The 20,840-nt window shown below is 45.1% G+C and carries 19 protein-coding genes and 1 tRNA gene; 3 read left to right on the forward strand and 17 right to left on the reverse strand.

What is annotated here, in order from left to right; all coding sequences use genetic code 11:
- Window positions 1-28 precede the first annotated feature (28 nt).
- The 6 genes from LHL20_RS10750 to purE form a co-directional block, all read right to left on the reverse strand.
- Window positions 29-1,159 carry a PQQ-dependent sugar dehydrogenase gene (locus LHL20_RS10750; RefSeq protein WP_226433318.1) on the reverse strand — a complete coding sequence of 377 codons (1,131 nt, stop codon included), beginning with the start codon at window positions 1,157-1,159 and terminating at the stop codon, window positions 29-31.
- Between the two features lie 160 nt (window positions 1,160-1,319).
- Window positions 1,320-1,793 carry a Dps family protein gene (locus tag LHL20_RS10755; protein ID WP_159627278.1) on the reverse strand — a complete coding sequence of 158 codons (474 nt, stop codon included), beginning with the start codon at window positions 1,791-1,793 and terminating at the stop codon, window positions 1,320-1,322.
- A 194-nt stretch (window positions 1,794-1,987) separates the two neighbouring features.
- The gene (locus tag LHL20_RS10760; RefSeq protein WP_226433319.1) at window positions 1,988-2,524 is read right to left on the reverse strand and encodes a copper chaperone PCu(A)C; all 537 of its coding nucleotides are present in this window, start codon (window positions 2,522-2,524) and stop codon (window positions 1,988-1,990) included.
- A gap of 73 nt (window positions 2,525-2,597) precedes the next feature.
- A tRNA-Thr gene (locus tag LHL20_RS10765) sits at window positions 2,598-2,673 on the reverse strand.
- A gap of 61 nt (window positions 2,674-2,734) precedes the next feature.
- Window positions 2,735-3,871, reverse strand: coding sequence for a 5-(carboxyamino)imidazole ribonucleotide synthase (locus LHL20_RS10770; protein ID WP_226433320.1), 1,137 nt, complete (start codon window positions 3,869-3,871; stop codon window positions 2,735-2,737).
- Window positions 3,868-4,362, reverse strand: coding sequence for a 5-(carboxyamino)imidazole ribonucleotide mutase (gene purE / locus LHL20_RS10775; protein ID WP_159627286.1), 495 nt, complete (start codon window positions 4,360-4,362; stop codon window positions 3,868-3,870). The genes LHL20_RS10770 and purE overlap by 4 nt, the downstream gene beginning before the upstream one ends.
- Before the next feature lie 273 nt (window positions 4,363-4,635).
- On the opposite strand from purE, the gene nhaA reads away from it, so the two are divergent.
- On the forward strand, window positions 4,636-5,916 hold the full coding sequence (nhaA, locus tag LHL20_RS10780) for a Na+/H+ antiporter NhaA (RefSeq protein ID WP_226433321.1): 1,281 nt from the start codon (window positions 4,636-4,638) through the stop codon (window positions 5,914-5,916).
- Here nhaA and LHL20_RS10785 read toward each other — a convergent pair.
- The 4 genes from LHL20_RS10785 to trxA form a co-directional block, all read right to left on the reverse strand.
- Window positions 5,878-8,694: an ATP-binding protein gene (locus LHL20_RS10785; protein ID WP_226433322.1), complete on the reverse strand. Its 2,817-nt coding sequence runs from the start codon at window positions 8,692-8,694 to the stop codon at window positions 5,878-5,880. The genes nhaA and LHL20_RS10785 overlap by 39 nt on opposite strands.
- Before the next feature lie 21 nt (window positions 8,695-8,715).
- Complete coding sequence (locus LHL20_RS10790) at window positions 8,716-10,014, reverse strand: amidohydrolase (protein WP_226433323.1); 1,299 nt, start codon at window positions 10,012-10,014, stop codon at window positions 8,716-8,718.
- Window positions 10,015-10,296: 282 nt separating this feature from the next.
- Window positions 10,297-11,562 carry a transcription termination factor Rho gene (rho, locus tag LHL20_RS10795; RefSeq protein WP_014997165.1) on the reverse strand — a complete coding sequence of 422 codons (1,266 nt, stop codon included), beginning with the start codon at window positions 11,560-11,562 and terminating at the stop codon, window positions 10,297-10,299.
- Window positions 11,563-11,832: 270 nt separating this feature from the next.
- A complete protein-coding gene (trxA, locus tag LHL20_RS10800; protein ID WP_012517074.1) occupies window positions 11,833-12,159 on the reverse strand; it encodes a thioredoxin TrxA in 327 nt (108 codons plus the stop codon).
- 100 nt (window positions 12,160-12,259) lie between these two features.
- Between trxA and rhlB the strand changes: the two genes are divergently transcribed.
- Together rhlB and LHL20_RS10810 are read left to right on the forward strand one after the other, a co-directional pair.
- On the forward strand, window positions 12,260-13,546 hold the full coding sequence (rhlB, locus tag LHL20_RS10805) for an ATP-dependent RNA helicase RhlB (RefSeq protein WP_226433324.1): 1,287 nt from the start codon (window positions 12,260-12,262) through the stop codon (window positions 13,544-13,546).
- 27 nt (window positions 13,547-13,573) lie between these two features.
- Complete coding sequence (locus tag LHL20_RS10810; RefSeq protein ID WP_226433325.1) at window positions 13,574-15,085, forward strand: Ppx/GppA phosphatase family protein; 1,512 nt, start codon at window positions 13,574-13,576, stop codon at window positions 15,083-15,085.
- Window positions 15,086-15,138: 53 nt separating this feature from the next.
- Here the strand turns inward: LHL20_RS10810 and hemB are convergent, their stop codons facing one another.
- From hemB to tatA, 7 genes are read right to left on the reverse strand one after another with little or no spacing between them, the layout of a single operon-like run.
- Window positions 15,139-16,140: a porphobilinogen synthase gene (gene hemB, locus LHL20_RS10815; protein WP_226433326.1), complete on the reverse strand. Its 1,002-nt coding sequence runs from the start codon at window positions 16,138-16,140 to the stop codon at window positions 15,139-15,141.
- Entirely contained in the window at window positions 16,137-18,032 is a 1,896-nt protein-coding gene (locus tag LHL20_RS10820) for a sensor domain-containing diguanylate cyclase (protein WP_226433327.1), read from the reverse strand. Before LHL20_RS10820 ends, hemB begins: the two co-directional genes overlap by 4 nt.
- Before the next feature lie 12 nt (window positions 18,033-18,044).
- Window positions 18,045-18,821 carry a TatD family hydrolase gene (locus LHL20_RS10825; protein WP_226433328.1) on the reverse strand — a complete coding sequence of 259 codons (777 nt, stop codon included), beginning with the start codon at window positions 18,819-18,821 and terminating at the stop codon, window positions 18,045-18,047.
- Window positions 18,822-19,349: a hypothetical protein gene (locus LHL20_RS10830; protein WP_226433329.1), complete on the reverse strand. Its 528-nt coding sequence runs from the start codon at window positions 19,347-19,349 to the stop codon at window positions 18,822-18,824.
- A gap of 25 nt (window positions 19,350-19,374) precedes the next feature.
- Window positions 19,375-20,133, reverse strand: a complete 759-nt coding sequence (gene tatC / locus LHL20_RS10835) for a twin-arginine translocase subunit TatC (protein WP_159627297.1) — start codon at window positions 20,131-20,133, stop codon at window positions 19,375-19,377.
- The gene (tatB, locus tag LHL20_RS10840) at window positions 20,134-20,433 is read right to left on the reverse strand and encodes a Sec-independent protein translocase protein TatB (RefSeq protein WP_202263348.1); all 300 of its coding nucleotides are present in this window, start codon (window positions 20,431-20,433) and stop codon (window positions 20,134-20,136) included.
- Complete coding sequence (tatA, locus tag LHL20_RS10845; protein ID WP_159627298.1) at window positions 20,433-20,672, reverse strand: Sec-independent protein translocase subunit TatA; 240 nt, start codon at window positions 20,670-20,672, stop codon at window positions 20,433-20,435. Before tatA ends, tatB begins: the two co-directional genes overlap by 1 nt.
- Window positions 20,673-20,840: the final 168 nt, after the last annotated feature.

Raw genomic sequence — 20,840 nt, forward strand, 5'->3', positions numbered from 1 at the left:
TCCCGCTTGGGCTGGGGTATTTTACGTACTACTTAGAAAGTCTTAATACTTTGCCATTTGGCGCATCTGTCAGTAGGTAAATCGCACCATCTGGGGCAACTTCAACGTCGCGAATACGTGCTTGGTTGTCGCGAACATATTCGAATTGCTCGCCAGGCTTGCCATCTTCAACTTCTATGCGGCGAAGGTGAGTAAACTTCAGTGAGCCTACCAAAATATCGCCTTTCCATTCTTTGAACATGTCACCGTTGTAGAACGTAATACCACTAGGTGCGATTGACGGGTCCCAATAAACCCACGGTTGCTCCATGCCATCCATGTGAGTTTTGTCACTAATGATCTCACCACTGTAATCGATGCCGTAAGTAATGACTGGCCAACCGTAGTTCGCGCCAGCACGAATAATATTGATTTCGTCACCACCTTTAGGCCCGTGTTCCATTGCCCATACGTCGCCAGTTTGTGGGTGGACTGTTACGCCTTGCACATTGCGATGGCCGTAGCTAAATACTTCAGGCGCATCACCGTCTGTAAACGGATTGTCTGTGGGAACACTTCCATCTCGATTGATGCGCACAATCTTGCCAAAGTGATTATTGGTGTTTTGCGCTTCTTGCATGTATTCATAACGGTCGCCCATGGTAACGTAAAGCTGCTTGTCGGCATCAAATACTAGACGGCAGCCAAAGTGAAAACCGTTGTCTACTATAGAGTCAGCGCTAAAGATGACCTCGACGTTATCTAGACCTGTCGCCGTCAATGTCGCTTTTGCGACACTGCTACTACTCCCCTTTTTGCCTTCAACTTCGCTTTCTTTGCTGTAACAAAAGTACACCGTGTTGTTGCTGCTAAAATCTGGATCAATGGCAATATCGAGCATACCGCCTTGATTGTTCGCCACTACAGCAGGCACATTGGCTAAACGCCCTGACAGTTTACCGTCTTTCGACAAACGCTGAATACCACCTGCGCGCTCGGTTACCAGCAAGTCTCCATTAGGTAAGAAAGCCATGCCCCACGGATGCTCTAGCCCTTCTGCAAGGGTAGTGACAGTAATGTCTTTATCGGTAACACCATGGTCGTGGTTTTCGTGAGCAAATACTGATTGCCCAAGCGCTAGCACGCTGGTAGTCAGCAATACAGAAGAAAGTTTTGTCATTAGAAGCCTCGGTTTAATGTGCAGTAGCGCAGCATGGCTACATTAGTATTATTGTAATACGCGCGAGTATACAAAAAAGGGCACAGCTATGCTGTACCCTTTAGATAATTCACCCAACTATCGCGCTAAAAGCGCAATTTTAGGACAATAAACCGTTACCTTATTTTGGCAACGTTGCACGAAGCATCCATGCCGTTTTCTCATGGACACGCATGCGATCACCAATAAGCGCGGCAGATGATTCATCATCTGCGTCCTGTGCTAATTTCAGTGACGCTCTGCAGGTTTTAACCACTTGCTCATGACCATGAGTAAGTAGACGCACCATTTCAATTGCTTCAGGTACACCCTCTACTTCTTCAATTGAGCTTAGCTCTGCAAACGACTTGTACGTACCTGGCGCTGCTACACCCAATGTACGAATACGCTCTGCAATTTCATCAACCGCCTGGGCAAGCTCAGTATAGTGTTCTTCGAACATTAAATGGAGTTCGCGAAACTGCGGCCCTTCAACATTCCAGTGAAAATTATGCGTTTGAAGATAAAGCGTGTACGAATCGGCAAGCAGCTTTTTAAGCCCTTCAGCTACTGCATTACGGTCGCTTTCTGAAATACCAATATCAATCTTGCTCATGTCACACTCCTTAAATTAATTCAGAAAATGAATTAAAAACAAAATACAATTCAATTTTAAAATCTACATAAATAGTAACGTAGTTTTTAAGAAAAAGATTTTGCATTTAATTGATTGTGCTCATCGGCTTACTCAATGAAGCGTAGTACAAGTATCACAACGCGCTTCACAATACCCATCAATAGCCCTGTCTTTTAATGGTGGTGATGATGACCTGCGTTTTCATCCTTTCTCACCGGTAATATAACGTGTAGTTCACGTTGCTCGTCGAAAGTCAGTGTTAGAGCAACATTACTGCCTTCTTCAAGCCCTTTAGACAGTCCTAACAACATGATGTGATAACCACCTGGCTTGAAAGACACCATTGCGTTGCTATCAACGCTCACGCCTTCTGTCATTTCTCGCATTTTCATGACATCGTCTTGCATTTCTGTTGTGTGAATTTGTGCATCACTTGCAACAGCGCTGTCTACTGATACCGACGTCAGGGTAACGGGTTCATTATTTTGATTATGCAAAGTAAAGTACACGGCCCCCGTTTTTGCCATTGCGAATGTAGCTCGGGCGTATCCGTCCATCACCATAATACCGGTTTTCGATTGATTTGATTCTGCTGATTTAGCGTGCTCATCGTTTTGGTGTTGATGTGCAAATGCAACAGACGTTAAAGCTGATACAAAAATTGATGAGACAAGAAAAAAGGATTTAACTAATGGGGGATACTTCGACATACATAGCGCTCCGATGTGTTTCGAAGTTCAGTGTAAGTAATTACGCTTTAAGAAAAAAGCGCTAAAAGAAAAATGGTGCCGACTGCCGGAATCGAACTGGCGACCTACTGATTACAAGTCAGTTGCTCTACCAACTGAGCTAAGTCGGCACACTAAATAAAACCGCTGCCTAGACAGCGGATGCGTATTCTAGCGATAAACGCGTTGGTGTCAACCTTTTAATCGCGTTGCTTCACCAACTAATTTTGGAAAGTATTCCAATGGCAAATATTGGCTTAATGCCATCAGCTTCTCACCTAAGCTTTCGTAGCTATTCGTGGTCACGTTAATATGGCCCATCTTACGCTTCTCGCGCACCGATTTTCCATACCAGTGAAGATGACTGCCATCGATGCTGAGTAACTCGCGAGAAAAACTGCTACACCCAATAATATTCACCATAGCACTTGGACCAATAGCAGATGTGTCGCCTAGTGGTAAGCCGCAAACCGCACGAAGGTGGTTTTCAAATTGACTGGTTACCGCACCCGACTGACTCCAGTGCCCTGAGTTGTGTACACGCGGTGCAAGTTCATTAACAAGAAGTGTTTCGCCAACTTGGAAAAGCTCTACTGCCAATACGCCCACATAGTCCATGCCTTCTGCTAATTTAACAAAAATATCATGAGCTTGAGTTTGTAGCGCGTCATCAACGTCAGTTGCTGGAGCAACTGATACATGTAACTGACCTTGATGGTGCAAGTTTTCAGCAAGTGGATAGGTGCGCACATCACCATTGGCGTTACGCACACCAATCAATGAAAGCTCTCTATCAAACGCTACCATTTTCTCGACAACAAGAGGCACGCTCTCAAGATCCAAACCATGCAGCGCTTTTTTCAGCGCTGGCAAGTCTGCAGCATCGGCTAAACGCCATTGCCCGTAGCCGTCATAGCCATCGCGACTAGCTTTTAGAATCAACTTGCTTCCCAGTTGCGCAACGCAATCGTCAAGCTGATCTAAATGCGTCACGATCTTGTGCTCGCAATTAGCCACGCCCATCGACTCCAATAGCTTTTTCTCACGTACGCGATCCGCACCTACTAATATGCTTTCGATGTTTGGCATAAGCTTGTTTGTTTTCGCGGCGTCTTCTAATAAGCGCTCTGGAACATGCTCAAACTCTACAGTAAGCGCATCGGCACTTTCTAGTGCTTGCTCTAATGATATCTCTAACGGCGTCTTACTTACTGGATGCACAACAGTATCGTTGTTTACGTCTACAGCTTGAACGTCAATACCTAGAGGGCTTCCTGCCAGATACATCATTTGTGCAAGTTGACCTGCACCGTAAACTACTACTCTCATTCATCTAACTCCAGCGTATTACTAGAGGCCAGAACTGTGTCAGTTTGAGATTGTCTAAATGCAATAACGGCATCGCGTACTTTTTCATCGTGCAACGCAACGACCTGAGCGGCCAATAAGCCTGCATTTGCTGCGCCAGCTTCTCCTATTGCTAGAGTGCCAACCGCTACGCCTTTTGGCATTTGAACAATAGAGAGTAATGAATCTAGACCGTTAAGGGCTTTTGATTTTACTGGGCAACCAAATACGGGCAAATGCGTATGTGCAGCAATCATTCCTGGTAAATGGGCTGCACCACCTGCTCCAGCAATAATTGCGCTAAAACCCGCTTCTGCAGCGCCTTCTGCAAACTCTACTAGCAAGTTAGGAGTACGGTGTGCTGACACCACCTTCGCTTCAAATTCAACACCAAATGACTTCAGCATTTTGGCAGCCTGCTGCATAGTAGGCCAGTCTGAAGTTGAACCCATAACAATCGCGATTTTTGCCATCTAGAGATCCTCGGGGTAGGTAAAATGGACGACTTCGGAAAGGCCGCGATTGTAGCGTAAAACGGTTCAAAATCCCACCGCAAAGATTAAGGTAATACATGTGTAAACATAACCGCTACGCATTTGAAAATTGATCTCTGTGCTACAACATCCCCGTATTAACTAAACTTAATGTTAACGGAATAAAAGCCACCTGGCCTTGGCGAATGGATTGAGGTGGCGCTGTGCGACTTGTAAGAAGGCGTGCGGTCAAATGAGAGAAGAGGTGAAGCGATGTCCAAGCAGCATGAGCCAGATGTCATTGACGAGGTTATTGAAGAAGTGCATGACGTTGTCTCTGACTTTCTAAATAGAGAGGCTGCACCCGGCATTTTGTTGATGGTAGCTACTGTGCTAGCCCTCATTATTGCTAATTCACCTTTAGATACGCTCTATGACCAGCTTATTACCATGCCCGTGCAAATTTCGGCAGGCAGTTGGGCTATCGACAAGCCGCTTCTGCTTTGGATAAACGATGGCCTTATGGCCGTTTTCTTTTTTCACGTGGGTTTAGAGCTTAAACGCGAGGTTTGCGAGGGTGAGCTCTCTAACCCCAAAAATATTGTATTTCCCGCCGCTGGCGCAGTGGGCGGTATGGTGTTGCCAGCGCTCATTTACGTAAGCATTAATTGGGATAACCCAGTAGCCATTGCAGGGTGGGCCATTCCCGCTGCCACCGACATTGCTTTTGCTTTAGGTATTCTCGCGCTGCTAGGCAGTCGCGTGCCCACCAGCTTGAAGGTGTTTTTGGTGACGCTCGCTATAATCGATGATATTGGCGCTATTGTCATTATTGCCCTTTTTTATACTGAGCACATTACAATGGGGGCACTGCTTATCGCCGCTGGCTGTTTATTGTTGTTGTGGCAAATGAATCGCCGCAACGTCGTGGATATACCTGCCTATGTGCTGGTTGGCATTGTACTTTGGGTGGCCATGTTGAAATCAGGCGTACATGCTACGCTGGCAGGGGTTGTATTAGCTGCGTTTATTCCAATGCGCGATTCAAAGGATCCTTCCTATTCGCCGGTCACTCGATTAGAACACAGCCTAAATAGCTCTGTGAGTTTCGCCATACTCCCCATATTTGCCTTTGCCAATGCAGGTATTAGCTTTGGCAATATCAGTCCAGAGGGTATCTTTCACCCCGTAACCTTTGGCATCTTTTTAGGTTTGTTGGTCGGAAAACAAGTGGGTGTTTTTGTTTTCTGTTTCGTTATGGTCAAACTAAAAATGGCAAAGCTGCCTGACGATCTTAATTTTAAGCATATTTACGGTTGCGCATTGCTCTGTGGCGTGGGATTTACCATGAGCTTATTTATCGGCGGTTTAGCGTTTGAACAGACGGGTATTAATCAAATTTTTGATGAGCGTGTAGGTATTCTAGCGGGTTCACTCGTTTCTGCATGCCTTGGATACCTGGTGTTACGACTTGTTAGCGAAGAAAACGCCAATAAAGCCAATGGTGACGTTGCCTCAAACGCTAGCAAGTTCACGGGCAATACAGTCGAATAGCACCGTCTTGCGTATAGGCTTACTCAAATGTGCATTCATGCCTGCAGCTATGCAGGCATTTTTGTCTTCAGCAAAGGCATTTGCTGTTAACGCCACTATTCTGACTGCATCTTTGTTACGCCCTTCTTTTCTAATCAGTCGTGAGGCACTCTGTCCGTCCATGACGGGCATTTGGCAATCCATGAGAATAATATCGAAATCGTAGCGCTTTTCAGCTTGTACTGTATCTGCGCCATTACGCGTGCGTAAGCATTTAATGCCCTCTGATGCGAACATATCCATTACTATTTCGGCATTAATATCGTTATCTTCAGCCAGTAACACGCGTAAATCACTAGGCAGAGAAGCAACCTTTTCAGGTTCATTGAACGCAATGCCATTACCCACCTCACAAGGAACGTAAAAGGTAAACGTAGTGCCTTTACCCACTTCACTTTCTACCTGCATGCGGCCACCGAGCAACTCCACCAAACCTTTTGATATTGCAAGGCCTAGTCCTGTGCCACCAAAATATCGTGTGGTCGATGCATCGGCCTGTTCAAACTTATCGAAAATAAGGTGTAATTTGTTTGCTTCAATACCAATGCCTGTATCTGATACTGTCACATGTAATACCCCCACTTCGTAACTCACGTCTACGGTTATGCCACCGTCGACGGTGAACTTAATTGCGTTACTCAACAAGTTATTTAACACCTGGCTGACTTTTCCGGCATCCAAATGAAGTGCTGAAGGTACAGAGGATGAAATGGATAATGCGATGTCGAATCCTTTGCTTTGCGCCGTGTGCCTATACAACTCACACGATGCATCGAAAAGCTCCTGAACATTCGTATTCTCTGGGTCTATAAGCATTTTACCCGACTCGATCTTAGACCAGTCTAAAATGCTATCCAAAATCATTAGCAAGTTTACCGCAGAGCGCGAGATCGTGCGCGCTCGCGCCGCCGCATGCTCAGATAAATCATACTCTAGCAGTAGTTCACACGAGCCTATTATTCCATTCATTGGGGTTCTAATTTCATGGCTCATGTTCGCGAGGAACTGTGTTTTCGCAATATTTGCAGCTTCAGCTTCTTTAAGGGCGTGCGCCAAATGTCGTGTTTTTTCCTCGATACGCGCTTCTAGCGATTGGTTTAGCTCGTTTAATTCTACGTTTAAACTTTTTTCGTTTTGACGGGCTTTCTCCAAGTCATTAAATGCATCCACAAGACGTGTTTCTAGACTCATAAACTCATCGTTAAGCGAGGATAGCTCTTGAATATGAAGCGCTCGACGTGGCACCTTTGCTGTATTGGCTTTATTGGGCTCAAACTCAGCAATATAGTGTACTAATCGACGAATAGGTGCGCCAACCATCTTCGCAACGATATAGCCAGTAAAGGTACCAAATGCAGATAAAACAAGCAGCAATACTAGGTCTTTCAATAAGTAGCCACTCATAGAACCGAGCAATAGCCGCTTGTTGAATAAGTAACTGACTTTCCAATCTACATTTGAAAGGTTTCCAGTAAATCTAAGCAGCACTGTCTCTTCGTTCTCGCCAATCACCTCAACTGGACAGTTAGGCTCACACCCATAAAAAGGCGCTTTACTCAAAGGTTTCATACCCAGTCCAGGGGACGCATAAATGACTTCGCCTTTTTGATCTTCTATCAACATCGAAAAACCACGTAGGCTAAGTGCGTCAATGCCTTGAAAGCTTTTCAGTGAAAGTGAGCCCTCAATAATACCCTGTGGTGTACCAGTGCTATCCATTAAGGGGGCAGATAGCGCGATAATGGGGTCGTTTCCAAACCCTCTACCTTGAAATACATTGGAAAGGAATGGCTGGCCATTTTGCATGACCTCGTAAAAATAAGGACGGTAGGCTACATTCGTTAAGCCGCTCACACGTGCCTTGTCCATCATATCTAGGGGGTACGCTTGGGTAATATCACCTTGCGCATTGGTCACCAAAAACGTTAAAAACTCAGGGTATTCCTTTGCAAGAATTGCCATCTGCGCATTTGCAGCATCATCTTGGCGCTCTTGAAAAGCGCTACTTGATAGCATTTTCGCCGCACCGGAAATGGCACTTTGGTGACGTCGAATAAAATCAGATAGTTGATATTCAAGTACTTGAACACGTTGCATCATATAGCTGTGGATCTGGCGCTCTTGTTGACGTTGAAACATACTTACCGACAGGTAGATAACAGCCATGGAGGCCACAAAAAAACAGCCAGCAAAAAAATAACCAAACAGAAAATGTAGTGTTACGCGTTCAAAACGATACGATGTCTGTCGCTTTAATCCATGTAGCGCTAAGTAAGCAAAGTGCCCTGTAATAAGACCAAACACACCGCTCACCCAAGTGACTAATACACCTGAAAATAAAACGTTAACGTTGTCACCATCGTACAGTGAGTGCTCTAACACAAGTACAGGCAGAAAGACGATAGACCAAAAGCCTGCGCCTATTTTTATGACTTGCTTAAGCGACTTTTTGTAACCAAAAAGCGACAAAACAATTGGCAGTAATGTCAGGCTTTCTTTGCCAACAATACTTCCCTCGGTAAGCCACAGAGGCATACTAATAAGCAGGGCAATAGGAATTGAAATAAAAGGGGAAAAGCGCAGGGCAGCATAAACCGATACACCTACGCCAAATACGGCAATACCACTGCTGTCAAATGGAGCAGGAATCGCATTTAATGCGACGCCCACCAGACAAACAAGCAGTGCTTCTAAGGCCAGATGCCACGAAAATGAAAAAGTGAAACGACTATTTTTCAACGCGAGCCTCCGGCCAATAGCTTAGTGCTTAGCCATATAATCTAACGTAAAGTTAGTGAGTAGTTTTACGCCCAACTTCATACCAGAATCGTCAATATAAAACTCTGGCGTGTGGTGAGCGGGGCTGTCTTCTTCAGATACATCAAGTGGCTTTCCTCCCACCCACACATAAAGACCAGGCACTTGTTCTTGGAAGAATGAGAAGTCTTCTGCACCTGTCACTGGTTTAGACAAGAGGGTGTTTTCTTCCCCTGCCGTGCGCTGCATGGTTGGCAACATGGCTTGTGTAAGCTCAGGATCGTTAAATGTAATCGGGTAATAATAATCTAACGGTAAGGTAAGCTCTGCTTCAGCCCCCATACTTTCGGCAATACCCTTCACTTTTCGCGGTAGGGCCTCGTAAATGTGCTCACGCGCAGCTTTGTTCAGTGTGCGAATTGTCCCCACCAATTCAACTTCATTTGGAATAATGTTTGAACGGTTACCACCGTGAATTGAACCAATAGATACCACCGCGGCATCATCAATGACCTTAATTTCACGGCTGACGATAGTTTGGATAGCCATGATCATTTGCGCTGCCGTCACTACAGGGTCAACGCTTTTCCACGGATAAGCGCCATGTGCTTGCTTGCCGTGAATTACAATTTTAAAGGGATCGACGGCAGCCATGGTGCCGCCAGAGTTATAGCGTACTTTACCAACGTCGGTATTTGCACTGATATGAAGACCAAAAATAGCGTCTACATCAGGGTTTTTTAATACGCCCTCTTTAACCATAACCTCGGCACCACCTTTCTCGCCTGCAGGCGCGCCTTCTTCAGCGGGCTGGAAAATGAATTTCACTTTTCCTTTCAGTTCACCCTTAATCTCAGTCAGAATTTTCGCTGCGCCCATAAGCATTGCCATGTGCGTGTCATGACCGCAGGCATGCATAACTGGCACTTCTTTACCGTTGTACTCGCCCATTTGCTTAGAGCGATACGGTAAGTCATTTTGTTCTTTAACCGGCAGTCCGTCCATATCGGCACGAAGCGCTACTACAGGGCCTGGTTTGCCTGAATCTAAGATGGCAACTACACCGGTTTTTGCGACACCGGTTTGAACGTCTAACCCTAAGCTACGCAAGTAATTGGCTACATATTCTGCGGTTTTAAATTCGCGATTAGATAACTCAGGAAACTCATGAAAATGATGTCGCCACTTAATAACGTCAGGCTCAACTTTAGATGCTAATGCCTCAACATCAGCGCCGTAGGCAAGTGAAGTCGATACAGTGAAAAGCCCTGCAAGGGTAAGCGATAGCAATTTCCGATACATATTATTGTTTCCTCTGATGTTTTGGACAGAGTAGATCATCTTGAAAAAGAAAACATCACTTATCACAGTACATAGCAATTTTTGCGACTAATGGTGGTTATATATTTGCGGTTTTTTACCAATGTCAATGTACGCTATTGGCATCTACTTGGGTAGTAGACTGTAGTCTAGGTTAACTTTGTTGTTTTTGTTCTGGCTTTCTTCTGCCTGTTTCGCAACCAAAGAATAGGCAAAAAAAACGCCACTAAGAAGTGGCGTTTTTTTAAAATATTCAAAAGTGCATTAGCTCTTTTGTCTGCGCATCGCATCGAAGAACTCATCGTTTGTCTTGGTCATAGACAGCTTACTGATGAGGAATTCCATGGCGTCAATTTCTGACATTTCGTGAACAATCTTGCGAAGGATCCACATTTTCTGTAGTTCATCTTGCGCAGTAAGTAACTCTTCACGACGTGTGCCAGAGCGGTTAAAGTCAATAGCTGGGAATACACGCTTTTCTGCAATTTTGCGATTAAGGTGTAATTCCATGTTACCGGTACCTTTAAACTCTTCGTAGATAACTTCATCCATCTTAGAGCCAGTATCGATAAGCGCAGTCGCGATAATTGTTAAGCTACCGCCCTCTTCTACGTTACGTGCTGCACCAAAGAAACGCTTGGGTTTGTGCAGTGCGTTAGCGTCTACACCACCAGTAAGTACTTTACCTGAGGACGGAATAACCGTGTTGTACGCGCGTGCAAGACGGGTAATTGAGTCAAGCAAGATAACCACATCTTTTTTGTGCTCAACCAATCGCTTGGCTTTCTCGATAACCATTTCCGCAACCTGAACGTGGCGGCTAGCTGGTTCATCGAACGTTGATGCTACTACTTCGCCCTGTACAAGGCGGTGCATTTCAGTTACTTCTTCTGGACGCTCATCAATAAGCAATACCATTAGCTCACACTCTGGGTGGTTAGCCGCAATCGATTGTGCAATATTTTGAAGAAGCAATGTTTTACCCGCTTTAGGCGGAGCAACGATAAGACCACGCTGACCTTTACCAATGGGTGATGCTAGGTCTAGTACACGTGCGGTGATGTCTTCTGTAGAGCCATTACCACGTTCCATACGCAAACGGTCGGCTGCGTGAAGCGGTGTAAGGTTCTCAAATAAAATTTTATTGCGAGAGTTTTCCGGCTTGTCGAAGTTTACTTCGCGGATTTTTAGCAGCGCAAAGTAACGCTCGCTATCTTTTGGCGGACGAATCTTTCCTGCAATAGTGTCACCCGTGCGCAAGTTAAAGCGGCGGATTTGGCTTGGCGATACGTAAATATCGTCTGGCCCTGCAAGATACGATGAGTCAGCTGAACGCAAAAAGCCGAAACCGTCCTGTAATATTTCTAATACCCCATCGCCAAAGATGTCTTCACCGCTTTTCGCGTGTGTCTTTAGGATTGAGAAAATGATGTCTTGTTTTCTGGCGCGTGCCATGTTTTCCAGGCCCATTTCCTCGGCCAGGGCAACCAACTCGCTTATTGGTTTATTCTTTAATTCAGTTAAATTCATACTGGTGGGTCTTTGTGCTTGAACTTCGCTTACAGGACTAATTGTCACTCTGTTCTAGTTTAGATTTGATATCACCCGGATATGGGCGTAAGCAGAATGCTGCTCGGATGAGCGCTGAGGAAAAGTTAGCACTATATTTAATCAACGTCCAGCGTTTTACTGCCGAAATGTTAATTATTTTGTTATTGATAGGCTCGTTCGATTCATGAATGGGCTTAAAACAAAAAAACCGGCGCCATTTTGGCCCCGGTTTCTTCACTGCGCAATTAATTACAGATTTTCGTTAAGAAACTCTGTTAATTGTGCTTTTGATAATGCACCAACTTTTGTTGCAGCAACGTTACCGTTTTTGAAAAGCAGCAATGTAGGAATACCACGAATACCATATTTAGGTGGAGTTTCGTTATTTTCATCGACATTCAACTTGCCAACTGTTAACTTGCCATCAAACTCGGTCGCAACTTCTTCTAAGATAGGTGCGATCATTTTACACGGGCCACACCATTCGGCCCAGAAGTCAACCAGTACAGGACCTTCAGCATTGATAACATCTGCTTCGAATTTATCGTCAGATAACTGGATAATTTTGTCGCTCATTCTTTTCTCCATTTTTGGTCAGTTGCTGATTTGTCTCAGCCCGACCATAAGTGTTATATAGAAACTGTTTTTTAATGCAAGCACTGATAAGCTATAAGCTATGCCTACTCACTTAACTGATACTCATTTTTCTGACCTGCCGATAAACGGCAAGGTTGTTGACGCCTTGGCGGCAGCTAATTTTTCACATTGTACACCAATTCAGGCGCTCGCTCTGCCTCCGTTATTAGACGGTCACGACATAGCAGGCCAGGCACAAACCGGAACCGGTAAAACCATTGCCTTTTTGGTGGCTACATTTCACTATTTGCTAAGCAAAGCAGAAAATGCAGCGAACAGCAAATCAAATGGCCCGCGCGCTATTATTATGGCGCCAACCCGAGAGCTAGCCGTTCAAATTTATAATGACGCCAAATTGCTTAGTGAGCACACTGGATTGTCACTTGGTTTGATTTATGGGGGCGAAGGTTACCAAAGTCAACGGGAAACTTTGGAAGAAGGGGTAGATATTATAATTGGTACGACAGGACGCATACTGGATTACTACAAACAGAATGTGTTTACGCTGAATAATATTCAGGTTGCCGTACTCGATGAAGCCGATCGCATGTTCGATTTAGGCTTTATTAAAGATATCCGTTTCTTATTCCGCCGTATGCCGCCAGCGACTGAGCGTTTGAGCATGCTTTTCTCTGCCACATTAAGCTATCGCGTACAAGAGTTGGCTTATGAGCATATGAATAACCCGACACACGTTCAAGTAGCGCCAGAACAAACTACTGCGACACGCGTAACGCAAGAGTTATTCTACCCGTCTGATGACGACAAAATACTATTGCTACTTACGCTACTTGAAGAAGAGTGGCCGGAAAAGGCGATAGTTTTTGCCAATACCAAAAATAGCTGTGAAAAGGTGACCGACTGGCTTACCGCCGATGGCCACCGCGTTGGCCTTCTAAGCGGCGACGTGCCACAGAAGAAACGTCTCGGTATTTTAGAAGATTTCACTAAGGGTAACTTGGATATTTTGGTGGCTACCGACGTTGCGGCACGCGGCCTACATATCGATGCAGTTACCCATGTATTTAACTATGACCTACCCGACGACGCTGAAGACTACGTACATCGTATTGGTCGTACCGGCCGAGCAGGTCAAAGCGGTGTAGCAATTAGTTTTGCTTGTGAAAAATACGCTTTGAATTTACCTTCTATAGAACAATACATTCAGAAAGCGATCCCGGTTACTGATTATGACCGCAGTGCATTACTTGAAGATGTAACGCCACCAAAGCCACGCAGAAGACGTCCTCCTAATAATAGAAATTCGTCTCGACGTGGCAATGGACGCGGACGCGGCAAGCCGCAACAACGCAACCACAAGGCGTAAAAGCAGTAAATGAAATAAGAGTGTTATATGCAGGCAGAACTTCAGCACGACGCACAGACCTACGGCGAGTATTACGCCGCCGTTGATTTAGGCTCTAACAGTTTCCATATGGTGATCGTTCATGTGGTTAATGGAAGCGTGCAAATTATAGGGAAAGTAAAACAGAAAGTGCGGTTAGCGGCAGGCTTAGACGACGCTATGGCACTGGATGAAGTTAGCATGGAACGCGGTTGGCAATGCCTGCAAGTGTTTTCAGAGCGCTTACAAGATATACCTTCTTCTAATATCAGGATTGTGGCTACTGCGACGTTGCGCCTAGCCACCAATGCCCATGTCTTTATTCGCAAAGCCGAGGAAATCCTCAACCACAAGCTAGACGTTATTAGCGGCGAAGAAGAAGCTCGCCAGATATACTTAGGGGTAGCTTATACGTCGGCAAACCAAGGCAATAGCCTGGTTATTGATATTGGCGGCGCGAGTACAGAGATTATTATCGGCAATGACATGCAACCCATTCACCTAAAGAGTTTAGACATGGGGTGCGTCACCTTTATGGAGCGTTATTTTGAAGGTGGTAACATTACTGCGGATAATTTTGTCAACGCAAAGGCCGCCGCACGGGCATTGATTGACGAGGTCGCCGATGCCTTTTTGTGTTTCGACTGGGAAAACTGCTTAGGCGCTTCGGGTACACCTCAGGCCATTACTGAAATACTTGTAGCGCAAGGGATCAGTGACGCCATTCGCTTAGATTACCTCTATCACTTAGAAAAACAGTGCGTGGAATGCGAACACATTAAAACACTGAATATTGACGGCTTAGAAGACAATCGCAAAGCCATTTTCCCTTCGGGCTTAGCGGTTCTTATTAGCTTGTTTGAAGCGCTTGAAATCAAACATATGAATATCTCAGGCGGCGCGCTACGCGAGGGTTTGATTTACGGCATGCTCGACAACATTAAAGAGAATGATCGTCGACAGCAAACCCTGAATCAAGCAATGCATCGTTATCATGTAGATACAAAGCACGCCAACAATGTAAGGCAAGTTGCTCTGACGCTTTGCCACCAACTGTGTGCACAGCAAAATATTTGCCATTTGGATACTGAAACCATTTTAGGTGCAGCTGCGCAGTTGCACGAAATTGGGCTTCACATTGAATATAAGCGACATCACGAGCACGGCGAATACATCCTTAGCCATATTGATTTACCCGGCTTTACGCGGCTACAACGTGCAGCCATTAGAGATCTTGTTGCTCAGCATCGTTTGAGCGTGGACAAATCGCTGTTTGAAAAATATCACGAAGACTATCGCCCCATGCTCAAAGGAATGTTGCGCGTGTTACGCATTGCTGTTGTCCTTTGTCTGCGACGTCAAAACAAGCATATACCAGAAGTGAGTTTGGTCTGTAATGACAGCAATTGGACGCTTACTTTCCCTGAAGGCTGGTTAAAATCCCACCCATTGATTAATGCAGAATTGGCAAACGAGTGCTGGCTTCAACACAAAGCTGGCTGCGAACTTATCTGCCAGTAACCTAAGTGACTTATCCATAAAAAAGCCGCGAATAATCGCGGCTTTATGTTGTGCTACGACTCAGATAGTAGCGCCGCTGCTTTTGGCGCGAAATACGTTAATATGCCATCTGCGCCTGCACGCTTAAAAGCCAAAAGTGACTCGAGTATAACCGCGTCTTCGTTTAGCCACCCATTAGCAAAAGCGGCTTGGTGCATAGCGTATTCACCACTCACTTGATATGCGAATGTAGGCACTTTAAAGGTTTCTTTACAGCGTCGTACAACATCAAGATATGGCATGCCAGGCTTCACCATTACCATGTCTGCACCTTCATCAATATCCAATGCTATTTCATGTAACGCCTCGTCAGTGTTGGCAGGGTCCATCTGATACGTCTTTTTATTGCCACCTTTAATGTTTGCAGCAGATCCGACTGCATCTCTAAAAGGCCCATAATACGCTGAAGCATACTTCGCTGAATAGGCCATAATGCAGGTATTTATGTGACCGGCTTCCTCTAGTGCTTTTCGGATACTGCCAATGCGGCCATCCATCATATCTGAGGGGGCCACAATATCGGCGCCAGCGTCGGCATGTGATAATGCTTGCTTAATGAGTACGTCGACTGTTTCGTCATTCATCACGTAACCCGATTCGTCTATTAACCCGTCTTGGCCATGAGAAGTAAAAGGGTCAAGTGCAATATCCGACATCAGCATAACGTCGGGATAGGCCTTTTTAAGCGCGCGCATAGCCTGCTGTGCAAGGCCATCTGGATTAAATGCTTCACTGGCACAATCTGTTTTTAACGACATTGGGGTAACAGGAAAAAGTGCTAGCGTACGAATACCTAGTGCAACCCAATTTGCCGCTTCTTCCAGCAATAAATCAATCGATAGACGCTCTACTCCCGGCATAGAAGGCACGGCTTCTCTTGCGTTTTCGCCAGGTAAAACAAACACGGGATAAATTAAGTCGTCTGCTGTTAAAGTATGTTCTGCGACAAGACCCCGCAATGCGTCTTTAGCGCGTAATCTGCGCATTCTGCGTAGAGGGAAAGAAGAAGATGTCATAGTTTGTCCTGTAAATAATCGTGTTTTACGTTGTTTCTGCCAGCTGCTTTTGCCTGATATAACAATTCATCAGCATGCCTAAATAACACTTGGGCGTGATCTTCGTCGCGAATAATGGTGGTAGAAACCCCAGCACTTACGGTTAAGCCTATTTTCTCACCATTGTATAGCAATGGCGATTGCTCAAGGGTATCTCTCATCGATTCTACTACGTGTCGCGCACCTTCAAGGTCCGTATTAGGCAATATAATGGCAAATTCTTCACCCCCTATGCGACATAAGTCATCGGTTGGGCGTTGAATAAGTGTCTGAAATAGCCGTGTAACGTGAATTAAACACGCATCACCGCCATCATGCCCGTAGCCGTCATTAATTTGTTTAAAGTGGTCTACATCAATAATGGCTAGTGACAATGGAGTTTGCTCTCGTCTACTGCGCCGTCCTTCGGAACGCAGCCGCTTGTCGAAGTGACGACGATTATGAACACCCGTTAGCGGATCTATAGCATTAAGGCGTTCTAGCTCCTGGTTGACTTCCGATAGCTCTCTTAGGGTAATTTCAAGTTCAAGGGTGCGCTCTTCAACCTTGTATTCAAGATCATCTTGATAACGCTTTTGAACCTCTAGCAAATTCTCTTTAGCAATATTGGCTTGCTTCTCTTGCTCTAGCGCAAACTGCTGTGCAGAAATCAGGTCTTCGCGGCTATGGCTGTAATTATTTGCAAGAATAAGTGCCAGTATCAGTGTTTCTACCGCACCGCCAATGATAAGTAGGTTGTTTGATGAAATAGGTAACTCAATCAAATTTACGTTATCTAGGCTGGCACTCAATCCACTAATCAAAAGAAAAGCCCATGCGATTGTAAAATAGCGCGCCACGACAACGCCCTTTATGGCTAACCAAATGCCTAAGCTAAGGGTATAAATGACTATGATGCTTAACAGCAGCAAATACACTTTTATCATAAGGTAATAAGGGAATATAAACCCCGCTACGATGTTTACCGCGCAAACCCAAGCTATGCTTTGCGTAATTTTGTCGAGTTTTATACTGAATTCTCGTATAGGAAGGAGACTACGTGTGAACATTGCTGCAAACATAATGGTCGTGCTTGAAAACAAGAGTAGCGCTTTGCTTTGTAGCCACACATTATCAACCCACACATAGAGGTAACCATAGCCGTGGAGTGTTGCCAGTGTTAAGGCTAAGCTCAGTACGTACCCCGAGTAATAAAGAAACGACGCGTTACGCGCGGCAAACGTCAGAAAGGCGTTACTTACGCCCATCGCTACAAGCACACCAAAGAAAATGCCAAGAGCCAAGTTTCGCGCCGCAGAGTACGTGAGAAACTCTCTCTCTTCCCATATTCGCAGCGGCAGCCTAATTGTTCCTGATGTTTGAACGCGAATAAAAACACGTTGAGATTCAGCACTTAATGGCAGTGGGAACAGTGGCGTTATGTGTTTGATTGGGCGTAAAGTAATAGACTGGCTATCGCCAGCGGCGTATGTCGCTGCCGGTACAGTACCAATGCTACTAAATATCCCTACATCGAGATGGTCAATTAACGGGTAATCGATGTGTAGTAAATAGCGTTGCTCATCACTTTCTGTTGGCGGCACAACTAACGAAAACCAGTGAACTTGGCTATTCATGCCTAAATTTACTGGTGAGGAAACGGATTGCCATAACGCAGGAGAAATTCGTGTAATTGTTGAAAAACTATGGCTTTGGTCTGATTCGGTAAGGTACGTTAACTGGGAAAACTGTGGTGCTTTACTCGTGTGTGGTGAAAGGCTCGACACCACAAAAATAAATGCGATAACGGCAACAAGAGTAATTGCGATAAGCCCAGCGTCATACCTTGGCACCGCTTTGATATTTATTCGCATACAAACCTACATCTACTGGAGTGAAAACAACTCACAAGTATTAGCATAACTGCAATTACGCAATATATCAGTCTCTAACTGCAGATGCTCGCCTAATTGATTAGCGATATGAGGTAAAAACGCAGGCTCATTGTTGCGTTTACGCGGCCTAAGCGTTTTCGGAAACAAATAAGGCGCATCGGTTTCAAGCACCAATCTGTTTAGTGGAATATGCTTGACCGCTTCTCTCAATTCAACGCCGCGCTTGTCATCGCACACCCAGCCTGTAATTCCGATATAAAGGCCCAGTTCAAGATAGTCTTGAACTTGTCTTTCATTACCCGTAAAGCAGTGAGCTATACCGCCTGTGAGTGCAGGCATAAATCGGCGCAAAATAGTCATTTGCTGTTCGAAGGCATCGCGTTCGTGGAGATACACTGGCAGCCCAAGCTCCTGAGCAATAGTTAACTGTGCTTCAAAAACGGAAACTTGCGTGTCTCGTGGAGAAAAGTCACGATTAAAGTCTAAGCCACACTCGCCAATAGCTACACATCCTGGTTGCTGGGCAGCGCGCTTTAACAAGTCGTAATGATGCGGCTCTACATCTTTTGCATTGTGGGGGTGTACACCTATTGTGTAACACAAATGCTCTGGATATTGCTGGTAAAGCGCAGAGGCACGCTCCCACTCGTTGGGATGAGTAGTAATAACCAATAATTTAGTGACGCCTGCATCCTTGGCGTTATTGATTACGTCGTCGGCGTCAAATCGACTATCCAGAAGATTGACGCCAGCATCGAACCACGCCATCTACTTAAGGCGCTTCACTTTTATTCGCTTATTAACACCTTCTACACCCATAAAGAATGCGCCAAGAAAGCCACGGTCAATCGTAACCGTTTGGCCAACTTCGATATTAAGATAGGTATCATCGGTTTGTTGCCACACTGAGCCGTCGCTAAATGTCACTACGTACTTCCCGCGCAAGCTCTTAGAAATATCCGTTATCGTTAACGACACTTCACTTAACTGGTTTGTTGGCTTCTTCTTGTTTTCTAAGCCAAATTCGCTGGCCGGATCTGCAGGCGTGTTGGTTTGTGGAGCTTGCGCTACACCTTGTTGGCGAATAGCAGGTAACGGCTGCACTGTGCCTACAAGCTCGTTCGCACCGTCAAACTGATCTAACGACTTGGCAAGGCGGTCATAGCACACCAAACGTTTAAGACTATTGTCGGTACTACGGCATTTTTGTAAGGCTTCTCCCACTGTCTCAGCCTGTGCTGAGAATGCGCCAAAGGCGCATAGCATAGTGATTAGAGAAAGAGCGCGTGTTTTCATTTTTATTCCTTTCTATATATAACTGCTATGTGTTGTCAGGGCGCTGCTCGGGTTCGTCCTCATCAGACTTAGATCGACCTGCATACAAGCCGCCAACAATGACACCCACTTCAAACAATAACCACATGGGAATGGCAAGTAGGGTTTGTGAGATCACATCCGGTGGCGTCAGTAGCATACCTACAACAAAAGCACCTACCACAACATAGGGGCGCTTTGCGCGTAAGGATTTGGCGTCAGTGACCCCAGTCCAACACAATAAAATAATGGCAATCGGTATCTCGAATGAGACACCAAAAGCAAAAAACAGTTTCAGTACAAAATTAAGATAACTGGAAATATCGGTACTTACCGTAACCCCTTCTGGTGCCACACTGTTAAAAAAAGCAAAGGCAATAGGGAAAACCACAAAATACGCAAAGGCCATACCGGCATAAAACAGCAAGGTACTTGATAACAATAAAGGTGCGACCAAGCGTTTTTCATTGCGGTATAAACCAGGGGCAACAAATCCCCATACTTGGTACAGCACATAGGGTATTGCAATGAAAAAAGACAGTACCAAGGTGAGTTTGAACGGCGCAAAAAACGGTGACGCCACATCGGTTGCAATCATAGTTGCATTTTCAGGCAAGCTTTCGAGCAAAGGCAGTGCAAGCAACTGATACAAATCTTGCGCGAAGGCAGCCAAACACAAAAACACAACCAACACACTCAAAAGGGCTTTGAGTATGCGACTACGCAGTTCAATTAGGTGAGAAATTAAGTTGTTAGCGTCAGACATCTATTGTTTTTTATAAGGTTCTTGAACCGATTCAGCAGCTTTCTTAAGCTCATCAACACTTTGTTCAAGTTCAGGTGAAAGGTTTTTGAGCCCTTGTTGTTCTGCTTTTTTCAAATTTTCATGCAATTCATGCACTCGCAATTGATGCTCCACTTCTTGCTTAAAGCCAGTGGCAACATTGCGAACGCTTCGAATTGTATTAATAGTCGAGCGCATAGCTCCCGGTAAACGTTCTGGCCCTAAAATCAATAGCGCCAGCACACCGATAACTAGTAGCTCCCAAAAGCCGATATCGAACATTAGGATTTTTCTTTAACGTCACTCGATGTTTTAGCAGATACCGTGTCCGCCGTTGATTTTTCTTCAACTTGCTTGTTCTGCTCAAAGTCTGCGTCTTTGTCGTCTTCAGTCACCGCTTTTTTGAAGCCTTTAATTGCGCCACCTAAATCAGTACCAATACCTTTAAGACGTTTTGTGCCAAACAATAACACTACGATAACCAGTATGATCAGCAGTTGCCAGATACTAATTCCACCCATAAAAATAATCTCCCTTACATCAATTTCCACAGTATGCCATTGCACGGCGATGCTTTCACCTGAATATTTGTGACAACGAATAATCATTGACGTTTGTTTGATGAAGCGCGATGCTCTAGTAGTGAGTTCTACTCTACTCGCAGTCTCGTTTTTATTGCCAATTTAACA

This window comes from Alteromonas sp. McT4-15 (assembly GCF_020515205.1).
Classification (GTDB): domain Bacteria; phylum Pseudomonadota; class Gammaproteobacteria; order Enterobacterales; family Alteromonadaceae; genus Alteromonas.

Bases quoted from the DNA above. Each gene is read 5' to 3' on its own strand.
- LHL20_RS10750 (WP_226433318.1), bottom strand. From the start codon at position 1,159: ATGACAAAACTTTCTTCTGTATTGCTGACTACCAGCGTGCTAGCGCTT.
- LHL20_RS10755 (WP_159627278.1), bottom strand. From the start codon at position 1,793: ATGAGCAAGATTGATATTGGTATTTCAGAAAGCGACCGTAATGCAGTA.
- LHL20_RS10760 (WP_226433319.1), bottom strand. From the start codon at position 2,524: ATGTCGAAGTATCCCCCATTAGTTAAATCCTTTTTTCTTGTCTCATCA.
- LHL20_RS10770 (WP_226433320.1), bottom strand. From the start codon at position 3,871: ATGAGAGTAGTAGTTTACGGTGCAGGTCAACTTGCACAAATGATGTAT.
- purE (WP_159627286.1), bottom strand. From the start codon at position 4,362: ATGGCAAAAATCGCGATTGTTATGGGTTCAACTTCAGACTGGCCTACT.
- nhaA (WP_226433321.1), top strand. From the start codon at position 4,636: ATGTCCAAGCAGCATGAGCCAGATGTCATTGACGAGGTTATTGAAGAA.
- LHL20_RS10790 (WP_226433323.1), bottom strand. From the start codon at position 10,014: ATGTATCGGAAATTGCTATCGCTTACCCTTGCAGGGCTTTTCACTGTA.
- rho (WP_014997165.1), bottom strand. From the start codon at position 11,562: ATGAATTTAACTGAATTAAAGAATAAACCAATAAGCGAGTTGGTTGCC.
- trxA (WP_012517074.1), bottom strand. From the start codon at position 12,159: ATGAGCGACAAAATTATCCAGTTATCTGACGATAAATTCGAAGCAGAT.
- rhlB (WP_226433324.1), top strand. From the start codon at position 12,260: ATGCCTACTCACTTAACTGATACTCATTTTTCTGACCTGCCGATAAAC.
- LHL20_RS10810 (WP_226433325.1), top strand. From the start codon at position 13,574: ATGCAGGCAGAACTTCAGCACGACGCACAGACCTACGGCGAGTATTAC.
- hemB (WP_226433326.1), bottom strand. From the start codon at position 16,140: ATGACATCTTCTTCTTTCCCTCTACGCAGAATGCGCAGATTACGCGCT.
- LHL20_RS10820 (WP_226433327.1), bottom strand. From the start codon at position 18,032: ATGCGAATAAATATCAAAGCGGTGCCAAGGTATGACGCTGGGCTTATC.
- LHL20_RS10825 (WP_226433328.1), bottom strand. From the start codon at position 18,821: ATGGCGTGGTTCGATGCTGGCGTCAATCTTCTGGATAGTCGATTTGAC.
- LHL20_RS10830 (WP_226433329.1), bottom strand. From the start codon at position 19,349: ATGAAAACACGCGCTCTTTCTCTAATCACTATGCTATGCGCCTTTGGC.
- tatC (WP_159627297.1), bottom strand. From the start codon at position 20,133: ATGTCTGACGCTAACAACTTAATTTCTCACCTAATTGAACTGCGTAGT.
- tatB (WP_202263348.1), bottom strand. From the start codon at position 20,433: ATGTTCGATATCGGCTTTTGGGAGCTACTAGTTATCGGTGTGCTGGCG.
- tatA (WP_159627298.1), bottom strand. From the start codon at position 20,672: ATGGGTGGAATTAGTATCTGGCAACTGCTGATCATACTGGTTATCGTA.